The organism is Streptomyces sp. NPDC005808, from assembly GCF_042871385.1.
GTDB lineage: Bacteria > Actinomycetota > Actinomycetes > Streptomycetales > Streptomycetaceae > Streptomyces.
In genome coordinates this window covers 19,588-34,623 of record NZ_JBIAIK010000027.1, presented here as the reverse complement: position 1 = coordinate 34,623, position 15,036 = coordinate 19,588, and the positions used below count along the sequence as shown (strand labels likewise).

The following is a 15,036-nucleotide window of genomic DNA, read 5'->3' as shown; positions in this document are numbered from 1 at the left end:
GCCTACTTCACGTCGATGTAGTCACCCGTGGCGGTGGAGGCCCCGACGGTCGAGACGCCCGCGTAGGTGTAGCGGTAGAAGCCGTCGGCCGAGGCCGTGACCGTGGTCTTCAGCGCGCCGCCCGAGGTCGACTTGATGGTCTTGACGTTCTTGTACGTCGTGGTCCCGGCCTTGCGGTACTGGAGAACGACCGACTGACCGCTCAGACCCGCGTACGTGTTCGTCTCCCAGTCGGCACGCGTCAGCTTCCCGGTGACCGTGATGGTCTTGCCCTTCACGACCGGCTCCGGCGCGGCGTTGACCGTCAGCTTCGACATCCGCTTGACATTGGGAGAGGTGAAGCCGCCCTGGTCGGCGAGGCCGACCTTGGTGATGTCGAAGCTCGTGCTCGACGGGTCCTGGCCGTTGTACGCGATGGCGAGGCCGGCGGCCTTCCAGGTGCCGGCATCCGAGTTGGCCAGGTAGCCCTCGTTGGCGTAGATGTCGATGTTGCCCTTGCAGGAGGCGGTCGTCGACGTGGTGGGGGTGCAGGTGCCCGGCTTGTCGCCGAACTGCTCGTTGTCCGCGTTGCCGAAGGTGCCCCTGTAGATGTACGGGCCGCTGAAGAAGTCGGCGGCGGCGATGTTGACGTCCACGGGGTGGGTCAGGGTGTACGTGACCGGGACGACGGTGTGGGTGGTGGCGCCGACGACGATCGACTTGCCCTGGTTCACCTTGATGTTGGAGAAGGTGACGTCGAGGGCGTACGGCTCGTCCACGGCGACGGCGGCGGCGCGGAACACGCTCTCGCCGGAGTCGGCGGCGCGGGCGGCTTCCCGCACCTTGGCGACGTCCGCGCGGTAGGCGGAGCCGGAGTCGGCGGCGTGCGCGCCGGGTACAGCGAAGGCGGAGAGGGCCAGGGCGCCGGAGACGGCGGCCACGGTGGCTCTGATGCGCATGCGATCCCCAAGTGGAGAAAGGGGCCCGCCGGTGGTCGTCCTTACGGCTCGATTCACACCTGGGGCCCAAGTGATGTCGGAGTCTGTTGACTCGGATGATCAGATGCCTGGCGAGGTGCGATTGGTTGTACGGGTGAGATGGATTTTGCCCATGAATGACGAACGGCCCCCGGGAAAACCCGGGGGCCGTTCGAAAGACACTGGAGCTTCAGCCGGTCGACTACTTCACGTCGATGTAGTCACCCGTGGCGGTGGAGGCGCCGACGGTCGAGACGCCCGCGTAGGTGTAGCGGTAGAAGCCGTCGACCGAGGCCTTGACCGTGGTCTTCAGCGCGCCGCCCGAGGTCGACTTGATGGTCTTGACGTTCTTGTACGTCGTGGTCCCGGCCTTGCGGAACTGCAGAACGACCGACTGACCACTCAGGCCCGCGTACTTGTTCGTCTCCCAGTCGGCACGCGTCAGCTTGCCGGTGACCGTGATGGTCTTGCCCTTCTTCACCGGCTCCGGAGCGGCGTTGACCGTCAGCTTCGAGGCACGCTGAACCTTGTGGGTCTTGTAGAAGTCGTTCCAGTAGATCTCGCCGTCCGTGGACAGCGCGCCCACGGTGACGTGCCAGTTACCGGCCAGCACGTTGGCGTACAGGTCGCCGATGCCGGTGTCGGTGTTCAAACCGGGAGTGGCCGTGAGGGTGAGCTTGCAGTTCGACTTCGTTGCGCTGATGGCCGTGCAATTCGCCGCTTCCTCGTTCGGCGGGAGCCAACCGTCGACATCGCTCTCGACGTCCGTGCCGTGCCACAGGTCGATGTAGGCGTCCACGATGCCGCTGGCGTGGCTGGCGGTCACGGACACGGTGAAGGTCTTGGCGGCGGGGGTGCCGACGACGACGCTCTTGTTGGCGTTCACCTGGAGGTTGGAGATGGTGAACGCGGCGGCGGCGGTGCTGAACGTCGACTTGGCGGAGGATGTGCCGAAACGCTCCGCGGCACTCGGACGGTCCAGGCTCGCGGCACCCTGCGCGTCGGCCTGCGCTGCCGGGATGACGAGGGCGGAGAGGGCCAGGGCGCCGGTGACGGCGGCCACGGTGGCTCGTATACGCATGTGTTCCCCACGTTGAAGGAGTCCCGAGCGCTGGTTGTTCCCTACGGCTCGTCGTCGGCTCGGGACCCGAGTGATCATGTGAGCCTGCTGACTCACATGATCAGATGCATGGCGGAGGTGGATAGTTGTACGACTGGTGAGGGAAATGTGCGTGAGATGAAAAGTGGCCGCACCCGCGGATCGCGGTCAGTCGAACCAACGGTCCCGTTCCAGTTCCTCCGTGCGGGACGGGTCCTCCAGGAGGGCTGCGACCTCGAAGCGGCGGGGCCACTGGCCGGACGCCCAGGCGAGGGCGGCGGCGACGCCCTCCAGGGTGGCGGCGTGCAGCACCCCGTCGCGGGTGCGGAGCCAGTCCAGTTCGACGCCGTCGACGACGAGTTCCTCGTGCTCGGTGTACGACGCCGGGGTGGCGGGGCCGAGCAGCACCCGCACGGACTCCGGTACGTCGTGCTCGGCGCCCTCGGAGTCGACCTCGCCGGTCACCGACTCGCTCAGCCGCCGCACCTGGAAGAGCTCGGCGAGTTCGGCGGCCCGCGCAGGCCGTACCGGGAGCAGCGGCACGCCGCTGGTGAAGGGCAGCAGGTCGGGTGAGTCCACGACCATGGCGTCGGCCGCGTCCACGACGGTCACCTGACCGTCGACGACGGCCCGCAGCTCGTCCGGCAGGGTGACCTGCTCGGGGTCGAGGTCGGCCAAGGCGCTGTAGAGGGCGTGCAGTTGGGCGCCGGAGACCTCGCGGTCCGGGTCGGCGAGGCGGTCCAGGAGCTCGGCCGCGCCGCCGGGTTCGTCGAGGAGGGCGGCCACGGAGGTCCGTACGCCCAGCGCCCGCAGCACCTGCTCGTCCTCGAAACCGCTCGCGTCGGCGGCGTCGTAGAGCCCGTGCAGCAGCGGGTCGCCGCCCGCGGACCGCAATCCGGCCGGGCGACGCCCGTCCAGGACGGGGTTACCGCGCAGCCACCAGGCCGTGTACGACCGTACGATCTCGTGCGTCCCGTCCGGCAGCAGCAGCCGCACCGGCTGGGTGAGCGCGTCTCGCAGCGGCGGCTGCGACAGCAGGGCGAGGGCCTGCGGCCAGCGGTCGTCGTCGACGAGATCCAGGTCCCGGACGGCGACGATCTCGGTGGCGACGGGCGGCACGGGTGTGTCGGGCAGCCGGTCCAGGACGTCCTCGCACCACACGTCGACGGCATCGAGGAGACCCGCGTCGTCGGGCTCCGCGAAGTCGGAGTCGCGCGGCTCCAGTTCGTCCGGGTCCAGGACGACATCGGTGGCGCGTACGAGGGTGAAGTTGGCGAGGACGCCACAGGCGGCCAGCGGCTGCTCGCCCCAGCGGTCGGCCAACTCGGAGTCGACGAACGCGAGTTCGTCCTCGCGCATGACCTGGGCGAACGGGCTGCCGGGCAGGACCAGTTCACCCGCGGGCACCAGTTCGCCCTCGTCGTCGGGGAGGGCGAGGGCGCCGAGCCAGGGCTCGTCGCCGGGTTCGAGACCGGCGGCGCGGACGAGCGCGAGGACGGTGTCGGCCAGCTCCTCGGCGTCCGGGGTGTCCTCGTCCCAGCCAGCGCCCTCGTCGTCGAGGGAGGCCGCTACGGCGGCGCGCACCTGCGGGGTGGTGAGGACGGCGCGGGGGGTGGCCGGGAGGGCGCCCAGCTTCTCCAGGAGCGGGTGGGCGGCATCCGGGTGGGCGACCTTGAGGCCGAGCCGGGCGAGGGTTTCGGGAGCCGCGGCGGTATCGGCGTCGTCGGGCAGCGGAAGCAGGACCTGGCGGGGGCCGATCGTCGTGCGTCCGTCAGCGAGCGGCACCGGCAGCCCCGAGAGCCGGTCGGGGTCGACGCCGGAGAGGCTGTCGTACAGCCGCCGCCACCAGCCCGGGTCCTTCTCCAGACCCGCCAGCCGGTCCACGGCCTCGGTGAGCGGCACCCGGGCGACGCCCAACGTCCGTAGTTCCGCCCGGCGTTCGAGCCCGGCGGGCAGCAGGCTGGGCAGCACCTCGGCGAGCACCCGGACGGTGTCGGCACCGGCGCCCTCGACCACCTCGGCGTCACGAGGACGCAGAGCGACGGGGTTCTCCGCGGTACTGGCGCCGGTGTCGGGCCAGTCGACGGGAGTCTCCGGGACGGCGGTGTCCGGCGGGGCCGCGGGCGGCAGGAACGCGGTGCGCGGCAGCCGCTCCAGGATCGCCTGCCGCAGGGTGCCGTCCAGTTCGCCCTTGCCCAGCGGGCCCGGCACGAGGTCGATGATCCCGGTGTCCACCGGGCTCCAGGCGGCGAGCAGTTCGGCGTACGCGTCGGCCGCGCGCTCCACGATGAAGGCGGTGAGGGGGCCGGGGGCCGCGTGGCGGCGGGTGGTGTCGAGCGGGAGGGAGGCGATCAACAGCGCGGGTACGCCCAGGGGTTCGTCGCTGGGCGTGGGCGCGTGCACGACGGGGCTGGTGCGGGGCTTGGCCGGAGCGCCATCGGCGTCCACGGGGACGGCCCAGGTCACCGACCAGTGCGGACGCAGCCGTTCCTCCACCGGGCGGTCGGCGAGCAGAGCGGGTTCCAGGGCGCCGTGGTGGAAGACAGTGCGCCAGCGGGTGGTGCCGTCGCGGGAGTCCTCGATCACAACGCCGTGCTCGCCCGCGCGACGCCGCAGCGTACGCACCTCGTCATCGCCGATCTCGACGACGACCTCTTCGAGGCCGGGCAGCGCGAGGAGCAGCGCGTCGTCGACGTTCTGCAGGAGCCGCTCGGCGAGGTCCTGCGCGGCGGGGTCCCGCAGCGGGAGGATCACCGCGGTGTCGTACGGGTCGGGGGCCGTGCCCTCGGCGGCGAACGGCAGCCGGAGCAGGGGCACATGACCGTCCCGGCGGCGGATCTCGTCACCCAGTCCCGGGCTGTGACGGGCGGTCTCCGAGGCCAGGTCGCGGGCCTCTGCGAGGGACCAGCGGACACCGCCGTGCCGACCCACCACCGCGGGCTCGTCGGTCACCGCGAGAACCGCGGCGAAGCCGACACCGAAGCGGCCGACCGCCGTGTCGTCGGCATCCCGCTTCGCGGAGGCACGGAGCGTGGAGAGCGACTCGACACCCGTCGCGTCCAGGGGGGCGCCGGTGTTGGCCGCGACGAGCACGCCGCCACGGAGGGTGAGCCGGAGGCGGCCGGGAACCCGGGCCCTCGCCGCGGCGTCGGCCGCGTTCTGGGCAAGCTCCACGACCAGACGGTCGCGGTATCCGCCGAGGACGAGGTCCTCCTCGGCGTTGGCGTCCTCGCGGAACCGGGCCGGGCTGGTCGCCCAGGCGTCCAGCACACCCCGCCTGAGACGGGCGGTCCCGAACGGGTCGGCACCCTCGGCTGCGGGCCGCACGAACTTGCTCACGTTGGTTCTCCTCATCGGCGTGACGATGAAGGTACCGCGAGGCGGCGCCGGGCGCCCCGCCAGTCCACACCCAGGTCGAACCGCCCGGTGAACGCTAGGCGTGACCCGGTGGACGCCGGGCTGCGAGGGCCTCGCCGAGGCGGTCCAGGAGGAAGAAGAAGACGGGGAGGCTGAGGAGGGGGATGCCCAGGAGGAACGGGAACGAGAGCGTGGGCCGGTCGGTGACAATCATCCAGAAGTCGCGGACGAGCAGGGCGCCAATGACTGCCAGGCTGGCGACGCCCGCCCGCTGCAACGCCTTGCGCCGTCGCGCCCCTCGCCGGATACGCTCCTCCACCTCGGGCGGCGTCTCAAGAGACATGAGCCCGAGCCCTACGGCGGTGGCGCACAGGTCGGCGGCCTCGGCGACCGGGTCGCCCAGCTGAACCTCGTCGAGGTGGGGGAGGCGAACCCGGCGCCCGTCGGTACCGTAGAGATACGCCTGCCATCGGGGGCTGCCCCAGCTGTTGCCCTCGACCCGGATGCCGTGGATATCGGACCAGGCCCAGGTTCGAGTGCGCAACGGCCCTCGTACGGTGATCCCCTCGGCCGTGACGAACGTACGCGCCCGCCACTGCTCCAGGGCCAGTCGGACACCGATGAACAGCCAGAGCACCGGGACCATCGCTTCCGAGGCCCTCAGCCCGGGCAGCGTCATCGCGTCCAGCAGGTTGAGCGCGACCACCATCGTCACGGCCACCAGCAGTACGTACACCGTCGGCGCCGTCCGACGTCTGCGGTACTGCCGCTCTATGCCGTCATTCATCGCAACTCCCCCGCTTTCACGGCCCTGCATGGCAGACGCATGAGGGCGGGGGGATGTTACAGGCGGTCTCTGTGCATGTCAGACGTAGGAACCCCGGGACACATACGGCACGAAGTCGGCCCAGGCCTGGGGGGTTAGGGCGAGTTGGGGGCCGGTGGTGAGGCACTTGGAGTCGCGGACGTGGATGGTGCGGGGGGCTGCCGCGATCTCGACGCAGGAGTTTCCATCGTTGCCGCTGCTGTAGCTGCTCTTGAACCAGTCCAGCGCGATCTCCACGCAGGAGTCGCCCTCGCTGCTGCTGCTGTAGCTGCTCTTGAACCACGCCAGATCAGGGGCGCCCCCGGCCGAGGTGTTACGGATCATGTTTCCCCCAGCAGTTGTTCGATGAAGGCCGCTGACTCACGGGGCGTGAGAGCTTGGGCCCGGATGATGCCATACCGCAGTTCAAGGATACGGAGCTGCTTGGGCTCCGAGACCGGCCGCCCGCCGACCACCACTGGTGATCGACCCACCGCAGATCCGTCTGCGAACTTCAGCACCTCGATGCCACCGGCCAGTCCCGCGTGCTCCTCGCGATCCATCGGCATCACCTGAAGCTCGACGTTCCGCAACTGCCCGGCCTCCAAGAGACGTTCAAGCTGGCGGCGCAGCACCGACCTCCCTCCAAGCGGACGTCGTAGCGTCCATTCCTCCAGGACGAAGCTGAGTTCGGGCACCGGGTCCCGCTCGAATACGGCCTTGCGGGCCACGCGCGCCGAGATGAACCGCTCCACCTCGTCCTCGGTATACGCCGGGCGCCGCATGAGGAGCAGCCCGCGTGCGTACTCCGGCGTCTGCAACAGCCCGTGGATGTTCAGCGGGTCATAGAGCTGAAGCTCGACCGCCTTGGCCTCCAACTGCCCCAGCTCCCGCACCTTCTTCGGATACCGAACCCTCTTGACGTCCTCCCAAGTCGCCGAGATCAGCCCACCCGCCCCCAACACCTCGTCCGCCCTGTCCAGATACTCCTGCCGAGGGATCCGCTTGCCGCCCTCGATCTTGTAGACGAGGTCCTCGCCGTACCCGACCGACTCCCCGAACTCGGCGGCCCGCATGCCGGACGCCTCCCGCCGCAGCTTGAGCTGCCGTCCCACCGTGGCGATGACCGCGACTCCCCACTCGTCGTCGGGATCCACCTCCCAGCCCGGCTCGTCCGCCTCGGTCCTGAGCCGACCCGCGCCCGCGTCCACCGACATACCGCACCCCTCCGTCGTACGACCGTGCCGCAACGCCCCTACCCGTGCGCCCGCCCCCGACAGCCCGGACAGCTCCGGACAAGCTCCGGACAGTCACCGTACGCAACGGCGTCGTCACTGTTCACGGTAGGCGGGCGCGGCCACGCTGAGTGACGTGAATCAGGAAACCTCCACCCTCATCCGCAACTTCAGCGTGCCTCTGTCCGCCACGCCACGCGGAGCCCGTCTCGCCCGGCTGCTCGCCACGGAGCAACTCCGCGACTGGGGGCTCCCGTTGGACCCGGCGGCGCACATCGTGGCGGAGCTGGCGGCGAACGCGGTCACGCACGGCCGGGTCCCGGGCCGGGACTTCCGGCTCACGCTCTACGTCGTCGGCGACACCCTCCGTATCGAGGTCACGGACACGAGAGGGGACCGTGCCCCGCACGCCCAACACCCCACCCCCGACGCGGAGTCGGGCCGGGGGCTGCTCATCGTGGACGCCCTCGCCGACCGCTGGGGCACGAACACGGGTCCGCACCCTCGCAAAACCGTATGGGCCGAAGTCACCCTCCCGTCGCCGTCACCACCGAAGCTCAGCCCTCTGAGCTCCGGTGACGCGGGCGGTCTTTCCAAAGGACCCGGGAGAAAGAACCCTCACCAAGCCCCACCCCTCCCGCCCGCAGCCCAAACTCACTCGCGAGAGTGAACATCACCAACTCAGCTGGATTCGGGCCCGGTTGCCTGCCCTACGCTCAGCGCGACAAGCACTGACAACCACAGAACAACCGCGGAACAACCGCAGACATACGACGGCCCTCGCCGGGACTGGCATCCCAATGCGAGGGCCTGACCACCAAGGAAGAGATCGCTTCCCGATGGACACGCAAAACACTAGCGCCCCCGCGCGCCCCCAGTCCCGTACTCGGGCCCGGAATCACCCCCACTCCGGTGTGATTCACGACAACGCCCGGCACACCGAACGCTTCACGGTGATCGGCAATCACCTCGCCCAGCACCCGGAGTTGTCGGGCCTCGCCATCGGACTGGCCGTCCACATCCAGTCCCTCCCCACGGGCGCCTCCGCCGACATCAAGACCCTCGCGGCCCGCTTCCCGGAGAGTCCGGCCCGTATCGCCGCCGCCCTGCGGGAGTTGGAAGCCCACGGCTATCTGCGCCGCACCCGCGAACGCGTTCCCGGCGGCCGCATCGTCACCCGGACGGTGTCCTGCAACCGGCCCGGGCACCACGACCGGCCGGCCGACGCCCCGAAGCCACCGCGCAGACGGCCGGACGCCGCCCCACCCCGCAAGAAACTCCCGCCCGTCCCGGGGCCCGCCTACTCCTCCCCCACCCTCCTCCAGCAGGCAACCGACCTCCTCGCCGGTCTCCGCCGCCAGGATCCCCGCCTCCTGCTCTCGGCCACCGACGCCGAACACCTCGCTCCCGGCGTCGCCGCCTGGCTGGAGCGCGACCTCACCCCCACCGCCGTACGCCACGCCCTGGCAGCGGACCTGCCACCCGAGGACCTACGCCGCCCGGCAGCCTTCCTGGCCCACCGCCTGGCCGCGCAGCTCCCCCCACTGCCCCCGTTCCGGGCCCCCACCCCGCCCCCGGCCGTACGGCACCCCTTCCAGACCTGCGACGGCTGCGACCGCGCGTTCCGCTCCCCCACCCCCGGCCGGTGCCGAGACTGCCGAACCGATCTTCTGGAGGGCGCCTAGCAAGTCGATCCTTGCCGTTCCCGCCGCCGAGGAGCCCTCCTCGCCGCCGCCCCGGGCGGATAGCCTGGGCAGGGCACTCCTGGAGGACATCATGAGCACACTGCCCGACCACGGACGCGAGCTGATCCCCCGCCCGGCGCAGACCCCTGACGCCCTGCGCGCGGCCTTGGCCGTCGTTGCCCCGGGCCGCTTGGGGGAGATGCAGGCCACGAAGGACGAAGCCTTTGCACAGGCTGTCGAGTGGCAGTCCCTGAGCCCGGTGCAGAGCTGGGTCCTGATGTGGGCCAGGGATATCGAGATCGCCCGCCGCCCCGGACTTTCCTCTCGTCACGCCCGCGCGCAGAGCACGCTGGAAAACGAGGACCCGGCCACCGCCCAAGAAGCCCTGAGGGAGCTGAGCGCCGTCCTGGACGAAGCCATGAAGGCAGTGCGCGGTTGAGCTGGAAATGGGAGTACGCCTTCGGCGCGGAGGAAGCCGCCCGCACCGCTCCGGCCGATTTCCTCGCCAGAGTGGACAGAAAGGCGCAAGAGCTGGTCAGAGCCGCCGAATCCCTCCATATCCACGGACGGGCCCACCAAGGAATCGACCCGAAAGGCGGCAACATCATCGTGCCGGGCGGCATGTTCACGTATCAGGTCGTCGTGCGTAGCGAACGCGTCTACGTCGTTCAGATCACCTACCTGGGATTCTGAACCTCTGACGCGCCCCCCGTCTTACGAGTGCCCCAACTCCGCCGCAGCCTCGTCCGAGACCTCCGACACCGACCCCGAGTCCGCCGCCGGGCGCAGCGGGAACGGGTCCACCCGGGTCTCGTCGATCACGTGAGGCGCCGGACGCGGCGGTGCGGGCATGACCGCGGCCTCGGAGTGGCCGCCGCAGCCGTAGGCGAGGGAGACGACATGACCGTCGGCCGGCGAGAACTCGTTCGCGCATACGCCGAACGCCTGTCCGAGCGAGCCGCCGATCCGGTTGAGGAAACCGCAGCTGACGCACGACGCCGGCGCCGCCTGCGCCATGGGCGTCTTCGGCCCGTACCCCTCTTCCCAGCGGTCGGCCGCGACATGCAGCCCGTAGCGGGACAGGACACGCGCACGCCGTAGCCCCAGCTCCTCGGCGACCGACGCGATCGAACCGCGCATCGGCGCGAGGAGCAGGTCCGCGGGCGTCACACCCGAGACCTCGGCGTCCTCCGCCTCGACCAGCTCGGCCATCTCCTCGGAGAGCGGCGAGTTGGGCGGGGGCTCGTCCTCGCCGGTGTAGCCCGGCTCCAGGCGCAGATCCTCGGCGTCCGTGGGCAGCAGGTCACCGGGGCCCAGGTCACCGGGGCGCAGACGCTCGCTCCACGGCACCCACTCGGGGGCCAGGATGGAGTCGGGGCCGGGCAGCAGCACGGTCTCGCTGAGGGTGACGAGCTTCGCGCGGGAGGCGCGGGCGACGGTCACGGCCCAGCGCCAGCCGCGGTAGCCCATCTCCTTGCACTCGAAGAAGTGGGTGACGACCCGGTCACCTTCGGAAACGAGCTCCACGTGCTCGCCGACGACGCCGGGGGCGGCGGCCTCCTCGGCGGCGGCGCGGGCGAGATCGACCGCCTCGGCGCACAGGCGGTCGGGGGTGCGGCTTCGCGTGGTCGCTGCGCTCACAGGTATCGCTTCTCTCCTACGCCGTCTCACGGGTGCGCCATTCCACGGCGGGGGTGCGGACGGAGCGGACCAGGGGACCGCGTCGACGTCCGCGCCCGATCGCGCTCGGGCGCACCTACGTCATCCATTCTGCGGGATGACCGAGAGGCGCGCGGCCGAGAACAATCGCCACTGGCGCGCTACGCACGCTACCTTCTCCTGGCCCCTGGGCCCACACCGGCGGGCCTCTTCGGCGCTCCGCGCCGCGTTTTTCGGCGCTCCGCGCCGCGTTTTTCGCCGCTCCGCGGCCCCAGCCTCCCGCCGCTCCGCGGCTCGATTCCCGCCGCTCCGCGGCGATGTTTACCGCCCGCCCGCCCGTCTCGGTCGGCTGGAAAGCACCGAAAAACACAGCCTCCCCGAGCGCCCCCACCCCACCCCACTCGGCCGCCATACGCGCGGTAACTGCACTACGCACCGCCATCTCGGGGCACTATGACGGGGTGGCAGCCGCAAGGTCGCCCCACGGAGCCACCGGGATCGGTGGCGCCAAGGGGAACAGCCGAGGTGGCGGATCGGCCCGGGTGACCGGGCCCGTCCGTGCGGTCGGCCGTGCCCTGCACTTCCCGGTGACGGGTACGGCGCGCGGCATCCGCAAGGCGACGCACGCGCACGGCGCGGGCGAGTCGGGCCTCGGGAAACTCATCGAACTGCACGGCGTGAACGGCGCGGGCGACGTCATGATCACCGTCGCGCTGGCCTCCACCGTCTTCTTCTCGGTGCCCACGGACGAGGCCCGCGGCCGCGTCGCGCTCTACCTCGCCATCACCATGGCCCCCTTCACGCTCCTGGCCCCCGTGATCGGCCCGCTCCTGGACCGCGTCCCGCACGGCCGGCGCGCCGCGATGGCGGGCGCGATGCTCGCCCGGGCCTTCCTCGCGCTCCTGCTGTCCGGCGCGGTGGTCACCGGTGGCATCGAGCTGTACCCCGCCGCGCTGGGTGTGCTGGTGTCGTCGAAGGCGTACGGGGTGGTGCGCAGCGCCGTCGTGCCCCGGCTGCTGCCACCGGGGTTCTCCCTGGTGAAGGCGAACTCCCGGGTCACCCTCGGCGGGCTGCTCGCCACCGGTGTTGCGGCACCGATCGGGGCGGGGCTGCAGGCGCTCGGCCCGCGCTATCCGCTCTACGGCGCCTTCGTGATCTTCATCGCGGGGATGTTCCTGTCGTTCTCGCTGCCGCCCAAGGTCGACTCGGCCAAGGGCGAGGACAAGGCGCTGCTCGCGGCGGACGCGGAGCATCTGCACGGGCCGCACCTGAAGAAGGTCCCGCGCCCCGGGCTGCGTACCGTCGGCACCGCCGTCACGCACGCCCTCGCGGCGAACGCCGCCCTGCGCTGTCTCTCCGGCTTCCTGATCTTCTTCCTCGCCTTCCTGATGCGCGAGCATCCGCTGGCCGGGGCGAGCGCGGCGGCCTCGCTGGCGATAGTGGGCGTCTCGGCGGGGGCAGGCAACGCGCTCGGCACGGCGGTCGGAGCATGGCTGAAATCGCGCGCTCCCGAGATCATCATCGTGACGGTCGTCGCGTTCGTGCTGGGGGCCGCGATCATCGCCGCGGTGTTCTTCGGCGCGGTCCTGGTGGCCTGTCTGGCCGCGGTCGCCGGGTTCGCGCAGGCCCTCGCCAAGCTGTCCCTGGACGCGCTGATCCAGCGGGACGTACCCGAACTCGTCCGTACGTCCGCCTTCGCGCGCTCCGAGACGCTGCTGCAGATGGCCTGGGTCATCGGCGGCGGCATCGGCATGGCGCTGCCCCTGAACGGCACGCTGGGCCTCTCCGTGGCCGCCGCGATCGTCGCCACCGGCTGGCTCACCACCGTGCGGGGGCTGATCGGGGTGGCCCGGCGCGGGGGCTCCGCACGGCCGCGCGTGGCATAGGCATAGCGGCGGCAGGCGCACGGGGGCTCCGCACCACCGCGCGGGGCATAGCGGCGGCAGGCTGCGCGGGGCTCTGCACGGCCGCGCGGGGCGTAGCCACGGCACACCCCGGCCACGGCACGCCGTACCCCACGTGGGGGGAGCGGTGGACGTGCCCGATAACCTTCGCCCATGACCTCTGGATTCAGCGCCGCGCGCCGTCGTCGCGCCGTCGCCGCCGTCGGAGCCGTATCCGCCGGACTTCTCGTCCTGTCCGCCTGCGACAAGCCGACACCGCTGGCCACCATCACGGTCGGCGACAACTCGGTGAGCTCCGAGACCGACTGCTACAACGACGGCAAGGAGGTGAAGACCGATGAGCTGGCCAAGTGCCTCAAGGCCAAGGACATCAAGTCCATCACGGTCGACCCCGACGAGACCGTGCGGTTCGGCGTGGACCCCGACATCGCCGACAAGGGCTGGACGATCCTGATGAACGGTCAGCCGCTGACCGACTCCAGCAAGAAGACGTACCGCACGATCCCGGGCAGCGTGTTCTTCAACGCCCAGTACGGCGCGAGCGGCAACTCCACGCTCGTCTCCATCCAGGAGGCCGAGCAGGGCGACACGGCGGTCAGCGGTCTGTGGTCCTTCACGCTCAAGAAGGACTCCTGACCACGTCCGCCGTACCCGCGGCACGTGTCCTCGTAGCCACCGCCGTCCCGGTCGAACGGGACGCGGTGGCACAGGCGTTCCCGCACCGGACTCTCCTTGAGGTCCAGCTCCCCGGGGCAACCCTCCACCGCGCCGGTGCCGTCGACCTGCTCGCCGCCGGCGTCGGTCCCGCCCTCGCCGCCGCGTCCACCGCCGCCGCCCTCACCGCGGCCGCCCTGGCGGACACGCCGTACGACCTCGTCATCTCCACGGGCATCGCCGGCGGTTTCCAGCCCGACGCGCCCGTCGGCTCCCTCGTCGTCGCCGACGAGATCACGGTGGCCGACCTTGGCGCCGAGACCGCCGACGGGTTCGTGTCCGTCACCGGACTCGGCTTCGGAGTCGTCAGCCACCATCCACCCCCTTCACTCGTACGAGACCTCGTGGCCGCCACGGGGGGCCGCGCCGGGACGGTCCTGACCGTGTCCACCGTCACCGGCAGCGCCGCCCGCGCCGCCGAGCTGCGCGCCCGCCACCCCCGCGCCCTCGCCGAGGCCATGGAGGGTTTCGGGGTCGCCGAGGCCGCCGCCGCGCACGGCGTGCCCGTACTCGAACTGCGCGCGGTCTCCAATCCCGTCGGCCCCCGCGACCGCGCCGCCTGGCGCATCGGCGAGGCGCTCACGGCGCTCACCGAGGCATTCGGGAAGCTCGCGCCCGTACTGGAGAGTTGGAACCCACATGAGCCCTGAGAAGCTGCCCGAGAAGCTGTCCGAGAAGCTGTCCGAGAACCTGCCTGCATCCCTGCGGATCGCGTACTCGCCCTGCCCGAACGACACCTTCGTCTTCGACGCCTGGGCGCACGGCCGCGTGCCGGGGGCGCCCGCGCTCGACGTCACCTTCGCGGACATCGACATCACCAACGGCATGGCCGAGCGCGGTGAGTTCGACGTGCTGAAGGTGTCGTACGCCGTGCTGCCGTACGTCCTCGACGAGTACGCGCTGCTGCCCTGCGGCGGGGCGCTGGGCCGGGGCTGCGGGCCCCTGGTGCTCACCCGGGAGGCGGACGCTGACCTGACAGGCCGTACGGTCGCCGTGCCGAGCGAGCGGTCGACGGCGTATCTGCTCTTCCGTCTGTGGGCGGCGGACACGCTGGCCGACGGGGTCGGCGAGGTCGTGGTCATGCCGTTCCACGAGATCATGCCCGCCGTACGGGACGGGAAGGTCGACGCGGGACTCGTCATCCACGAGGCGCGTTTCACGTACCAGAACTACGGGCTGCACAAGCTCGCCGACATGGGCGAGCACTGGGAGCGGACGACCGGCCTGCCCATCCCGCTGGGCGCGATCATCGCCAAGCGTTCGCTGGGCGAGGAGCGGCTCACCGCGCTCGCCGCGGCTGCCCGTACGTCGGTCAGGATGGCCTGGGACGACCCGGAGATCTCCCGCCCCTACGTCCTGGAACACGCCCAGGAAATGGACCCCGCCGTCGCCGACCAGCACATCGGCCTGTATGTGAACGAATTCACGGCCGATCTCGGCGACGACGGTTACGCGGCAGTCAGGGGCCTGCTGACACGCGCGGCGGCGGAGGGGCTCGTTCCGGCGCTGGGGCCCGACGCACTGTCGTTCCCCTGAGCCATCGCCGAGGGGCTGGTGCCGCCCCTCGGCCCGGACGCGCTGAGATTGCTTCCCGTAGAACCGGATACGGAATACGGGCTACC

At 71.0% G+C, this 15,036-nt stretch carries 15 protein-coding genes; 8 read left to right on the top strand and 7 right to left on the bottom strand.

The window, feature by feature from the left end; all coding sequences use genetic code 11:
• Nucleotides 1-2 precede the first annotated feature (2 nt).
• From ACFYPC_RS35855 to ACFYPC_RS35830, 6 genes are all read right to left on the bottom strand, one after another.
• A complete protein-coding gene (locus tag ACFYPC_RS35855) occupies nt 3-938 on the bottom strand; it encodes a hypothetical protein (RefSeq protein ID WP_391891526.1) in 936 nt (311 codons plus the stop codon).
• A 220-nt stretch (nt 939-1,158) separates the two neighbouring features.
• Complete coding sequence (locus ACFYPC_RS35850; RefSeq protein WP_391891525.1) at nt 1,159-2,037, bottom strand: calcium-binding protein; 879 nt, start codon at nt 2,035-2,037, stop codon at nt 1,159-1,161.
• A 186-nt stretch (nt 2,038-2,223) separates the two neighbouring features.
• Complete coding sequence (locus tag ACFYPC_RS35845) at nt 2,224-5,394, bottom strand: sacsin N-terminal ATP-binding-like domain-containing protein (protein ID WP_391891524.1); 3,171 nt, start codon at nt 5,392-5,394, stop codon at nt 2,224-2,226.
• A gap of 94 nt (nt 5,395-5,488) precedes the next feature.
• Nucleotides 5,489-6,199: a PH domain-containing protein gene (locus ACFYPC_RS35840; protein ID WP_391891523.1), complete on the bottom strand. Its 711-nt coding sequence runs from the start codon at nt 6,197-6,199 to the stop codon at nt 5,489-5,491.
• A gap of 78 nt (nt 6,200-6,277) precedes the next feature.
• Nucleotides 6,278-6,562, bottom strand: coding sequence for a DUF397 domain-containing protein (locus tag ACFYPC_RS35835; RefSeq protein ID WP_391891522.1), 285 nt, complete (start codon nt 6,560-6,562; stop codon nt 6,278-6,280).
• Nucleotides 6,559-7,434 (bottom strand): helix-turn-helix domain-containing protein, encoded by an 876-nt coding sequence (locus ACFYPC_RS35830; RefSeq protein ID WP_391891521.1) that lies wholly within the window; start codon nt 7,432-7,434, stop codon nt 6,559-6,561. Before ACFYPC_RS35830 ends, ACFYPC_RS35835 begins: the two co-directional genes overlap by 4 nt.
• 154 nt (nt 7,435-7,588) lie before the next feature.
• On the opposite strand from ACFYPC_RS35830, the gene ACFYPC_RS35825 reads away from it, so the two are divergent.
• The 4 genes from ACFYPC_RS35825 (at nt 7,589) to ACFYPC_RS35810 (ending at nt 9,830) form a co-directional block, all read left to right on the top strand.
• Nucleotides 7,589-8,122 (top strand): ATP-binding protein, encoded by a 534-nt coding sequence (locus ACFYPC_RS35825; protein ID WP_391891520.1) that lies wholly within the window; start codon nt 7,589-7,591, stop codon nt 8,120-8,122.
• Nucleotides 8,123-8,291: 169 nt separating this feature from the next.
• Entirely contained in the window at nt 8,292-9,137 is an 846-nt protein-coding gene (locus tag ACFYPC_RS35820; RefSeq protein WP_391891519.1) for a helix-turn-helix domain-containing protein, read from the top strand.
• A 91-nt stretch (nt 9,138-9,228) separates the two neighbouring features.
• Nucleotides 9,229-9,576, top strand: coding sequence for a hypothetical protein (locus ACFYPC_RS35815; RefSeq protein WP_391891518.1), 348 nt, complete (start codon nt 9,229-9,231; stop codon nt 9,574-9,576).
• On the top strand, nt 9,573-9,830 hold the full coding sequence (locus tag ACFYPC_RS35810) for a hypothetical protein (RefSeq protein ID WP_391891517.1): 258 nt from the start codon (nt 9,573-9,575) through the stop codon (nt 9,828-9,830). The genes ACFYPC_RS35815 and ACFYPC_RS35810 overlap by 4 nt, the downstream gene beginning before the upstream one ends.
• A gap of 21 nt (nt 9,831-9,851) precedes the next feature.
• On the opposite strand, the gene ACFYPC_RS35805 is transcribed toward ACFYPC_RS35810, so the two are convergent.
• The gene (locus tag ACFYPC_RS35805; RefSeq protein ID WP_391891516.1) at nt 9,852-10,778 is read right to left on the bottom strand and encodes a DUF3027 domain-containing protein; all 927 of its coding nucleotides are present in this window, start codon (nt 10,776-10,778) and stop codon (nt 9,852-9,854) included.
• Nucleotides 10,779-11,257: 479 nt separating this feature from the next.
• Here ACFYPC_RS35805 and ACFYPC_RS35800 point away from each other — a divergent pair, with 479 nt between their 5' ends.
• From ACFYPC_RS35800 to ACFYPC_RS35785, 4 genes are all read left to right on the top strand, one after another.
• Nucleotides 11,258-12,682 carry an MFS transporter gene (locus ACFYPC_RS35800; protein ID WP_391891515.1) on the top strand — a complete coding sequence of 475 codons (1,425 nt, stop codon included), beginning with the start codon at nt 11,258-11,260 and terminating at the stop codon, nt 12,680-12,682.
• A 171-nt stretch (nt 12,683-12,853) separates the two neighbouring features.
• On the top strand, nt 12,854-13,336 hold the full coding sequence (locus ACFYPC_RS35795) for a DUF2771 domain-containing protein (RefSeq protein WP_391891514.1): 483 nt from the start codon (nt 12,854-12,856) through the stop codon (nt 13,334-13,336).
• A complete protein-coding gene (locus ACFYPC_RS35790) occupies nt 13,306-14,064 on the top strand; it encodes a futalosine hydrolase (RefSeq protein WP_391891513.1) in 759 nt (252 codons plus the stop codon). The genes ACFYPC_RS35795 and ACFYPC_RS35790 overlap by 31 nt, the downstream gene beginning before the upstream one ends.
• On the top strand, nt 14,054-14,950 hold the full coding sequence (locus ACFYPC_RS35785) for a 1,4-dihydroxy-6-naphthoate synthase (protein ID WP_391891512.1): 897 nt from the start codon (nt 14,054-14,056) through the stop codon (nt 14,948-14,950). The genes ACFYPC_RS35790 and ACFYPC_RS35785 overlap by 11 nt, the downstream gene beginning before the upstream one ends.
• Nucleotides 14,951-15,036: the final 86 nt, after the last annotated feature.

Bases quoted from the DNA above. Each gene is read 5' to 3' on its own strand.
- ACFYPC_RS35855 (WP_391891526.1), bottom strand. From the start codon at position 938: ATGCGCATCAGAGCCACCGTGGCCGCCGTCTCCGGCGCCCTGGCCCTC.
- ACFYPC_RS35850 (WP_391891525.1), bottom strand. From the start codon at position 2,037: ATGCGTATACGAGCCACCGTGGCCGCCGTCACCGGCGCCCTGGCCCTC.
- ACFYPC_RS35840 (WP_391891523.1), bottom strand. From the start codon at position 6,199: ATGAATGACGGCATAGAGCGGCAGTACCGCAGACGTCGGACGGCGCCG.
- ACFYPC_RS35835 (WP_391891522.1), bottom strand. From the start codon at position 6,562: ATGATCCGTAACACCTCGGCCGGGGGCGCCCCTGATCTGGCGTGGTTC.
- ACFYPC_RS35830 (WP_391891521.1), bottom strand. From the start codon at position 7,434: ATGTCGGTGGACGCGGGCGCGGGTCGGCTCAGGACCGAGGCGGACGAG.
- ACFYPC_RS35820 (WP_391891519.1), top strand. From the start codon at position 8,292: ATGGACACGCAAAACACTAGCGCCCCCGCGCGCCCCCAGTCCCGTACT.
- ACFYPC_RS35815 (WP_391891518.1), top strand. From the start codon at position 9,229: ATGAGCACACTGCCCGACCACGGACGCGAGCTGATCCCCCGCCCGGCG.
- ACFYPC_RS35795 (WP_391891514.1), top strand. From the start codon at position 12,854: ATGACCTCTGGATTCAGCGCCGCGCGCCGTCGTCGCGCCGTCGCCGCC.
- ACFYPC_RS35785 (WP_391891512.1), top strand. From the start codon at position 14,054: ATGAGCCCTGAGAAGCTGCCCGAGAAGCTGTCCGAGAAGCTGTCCGAG.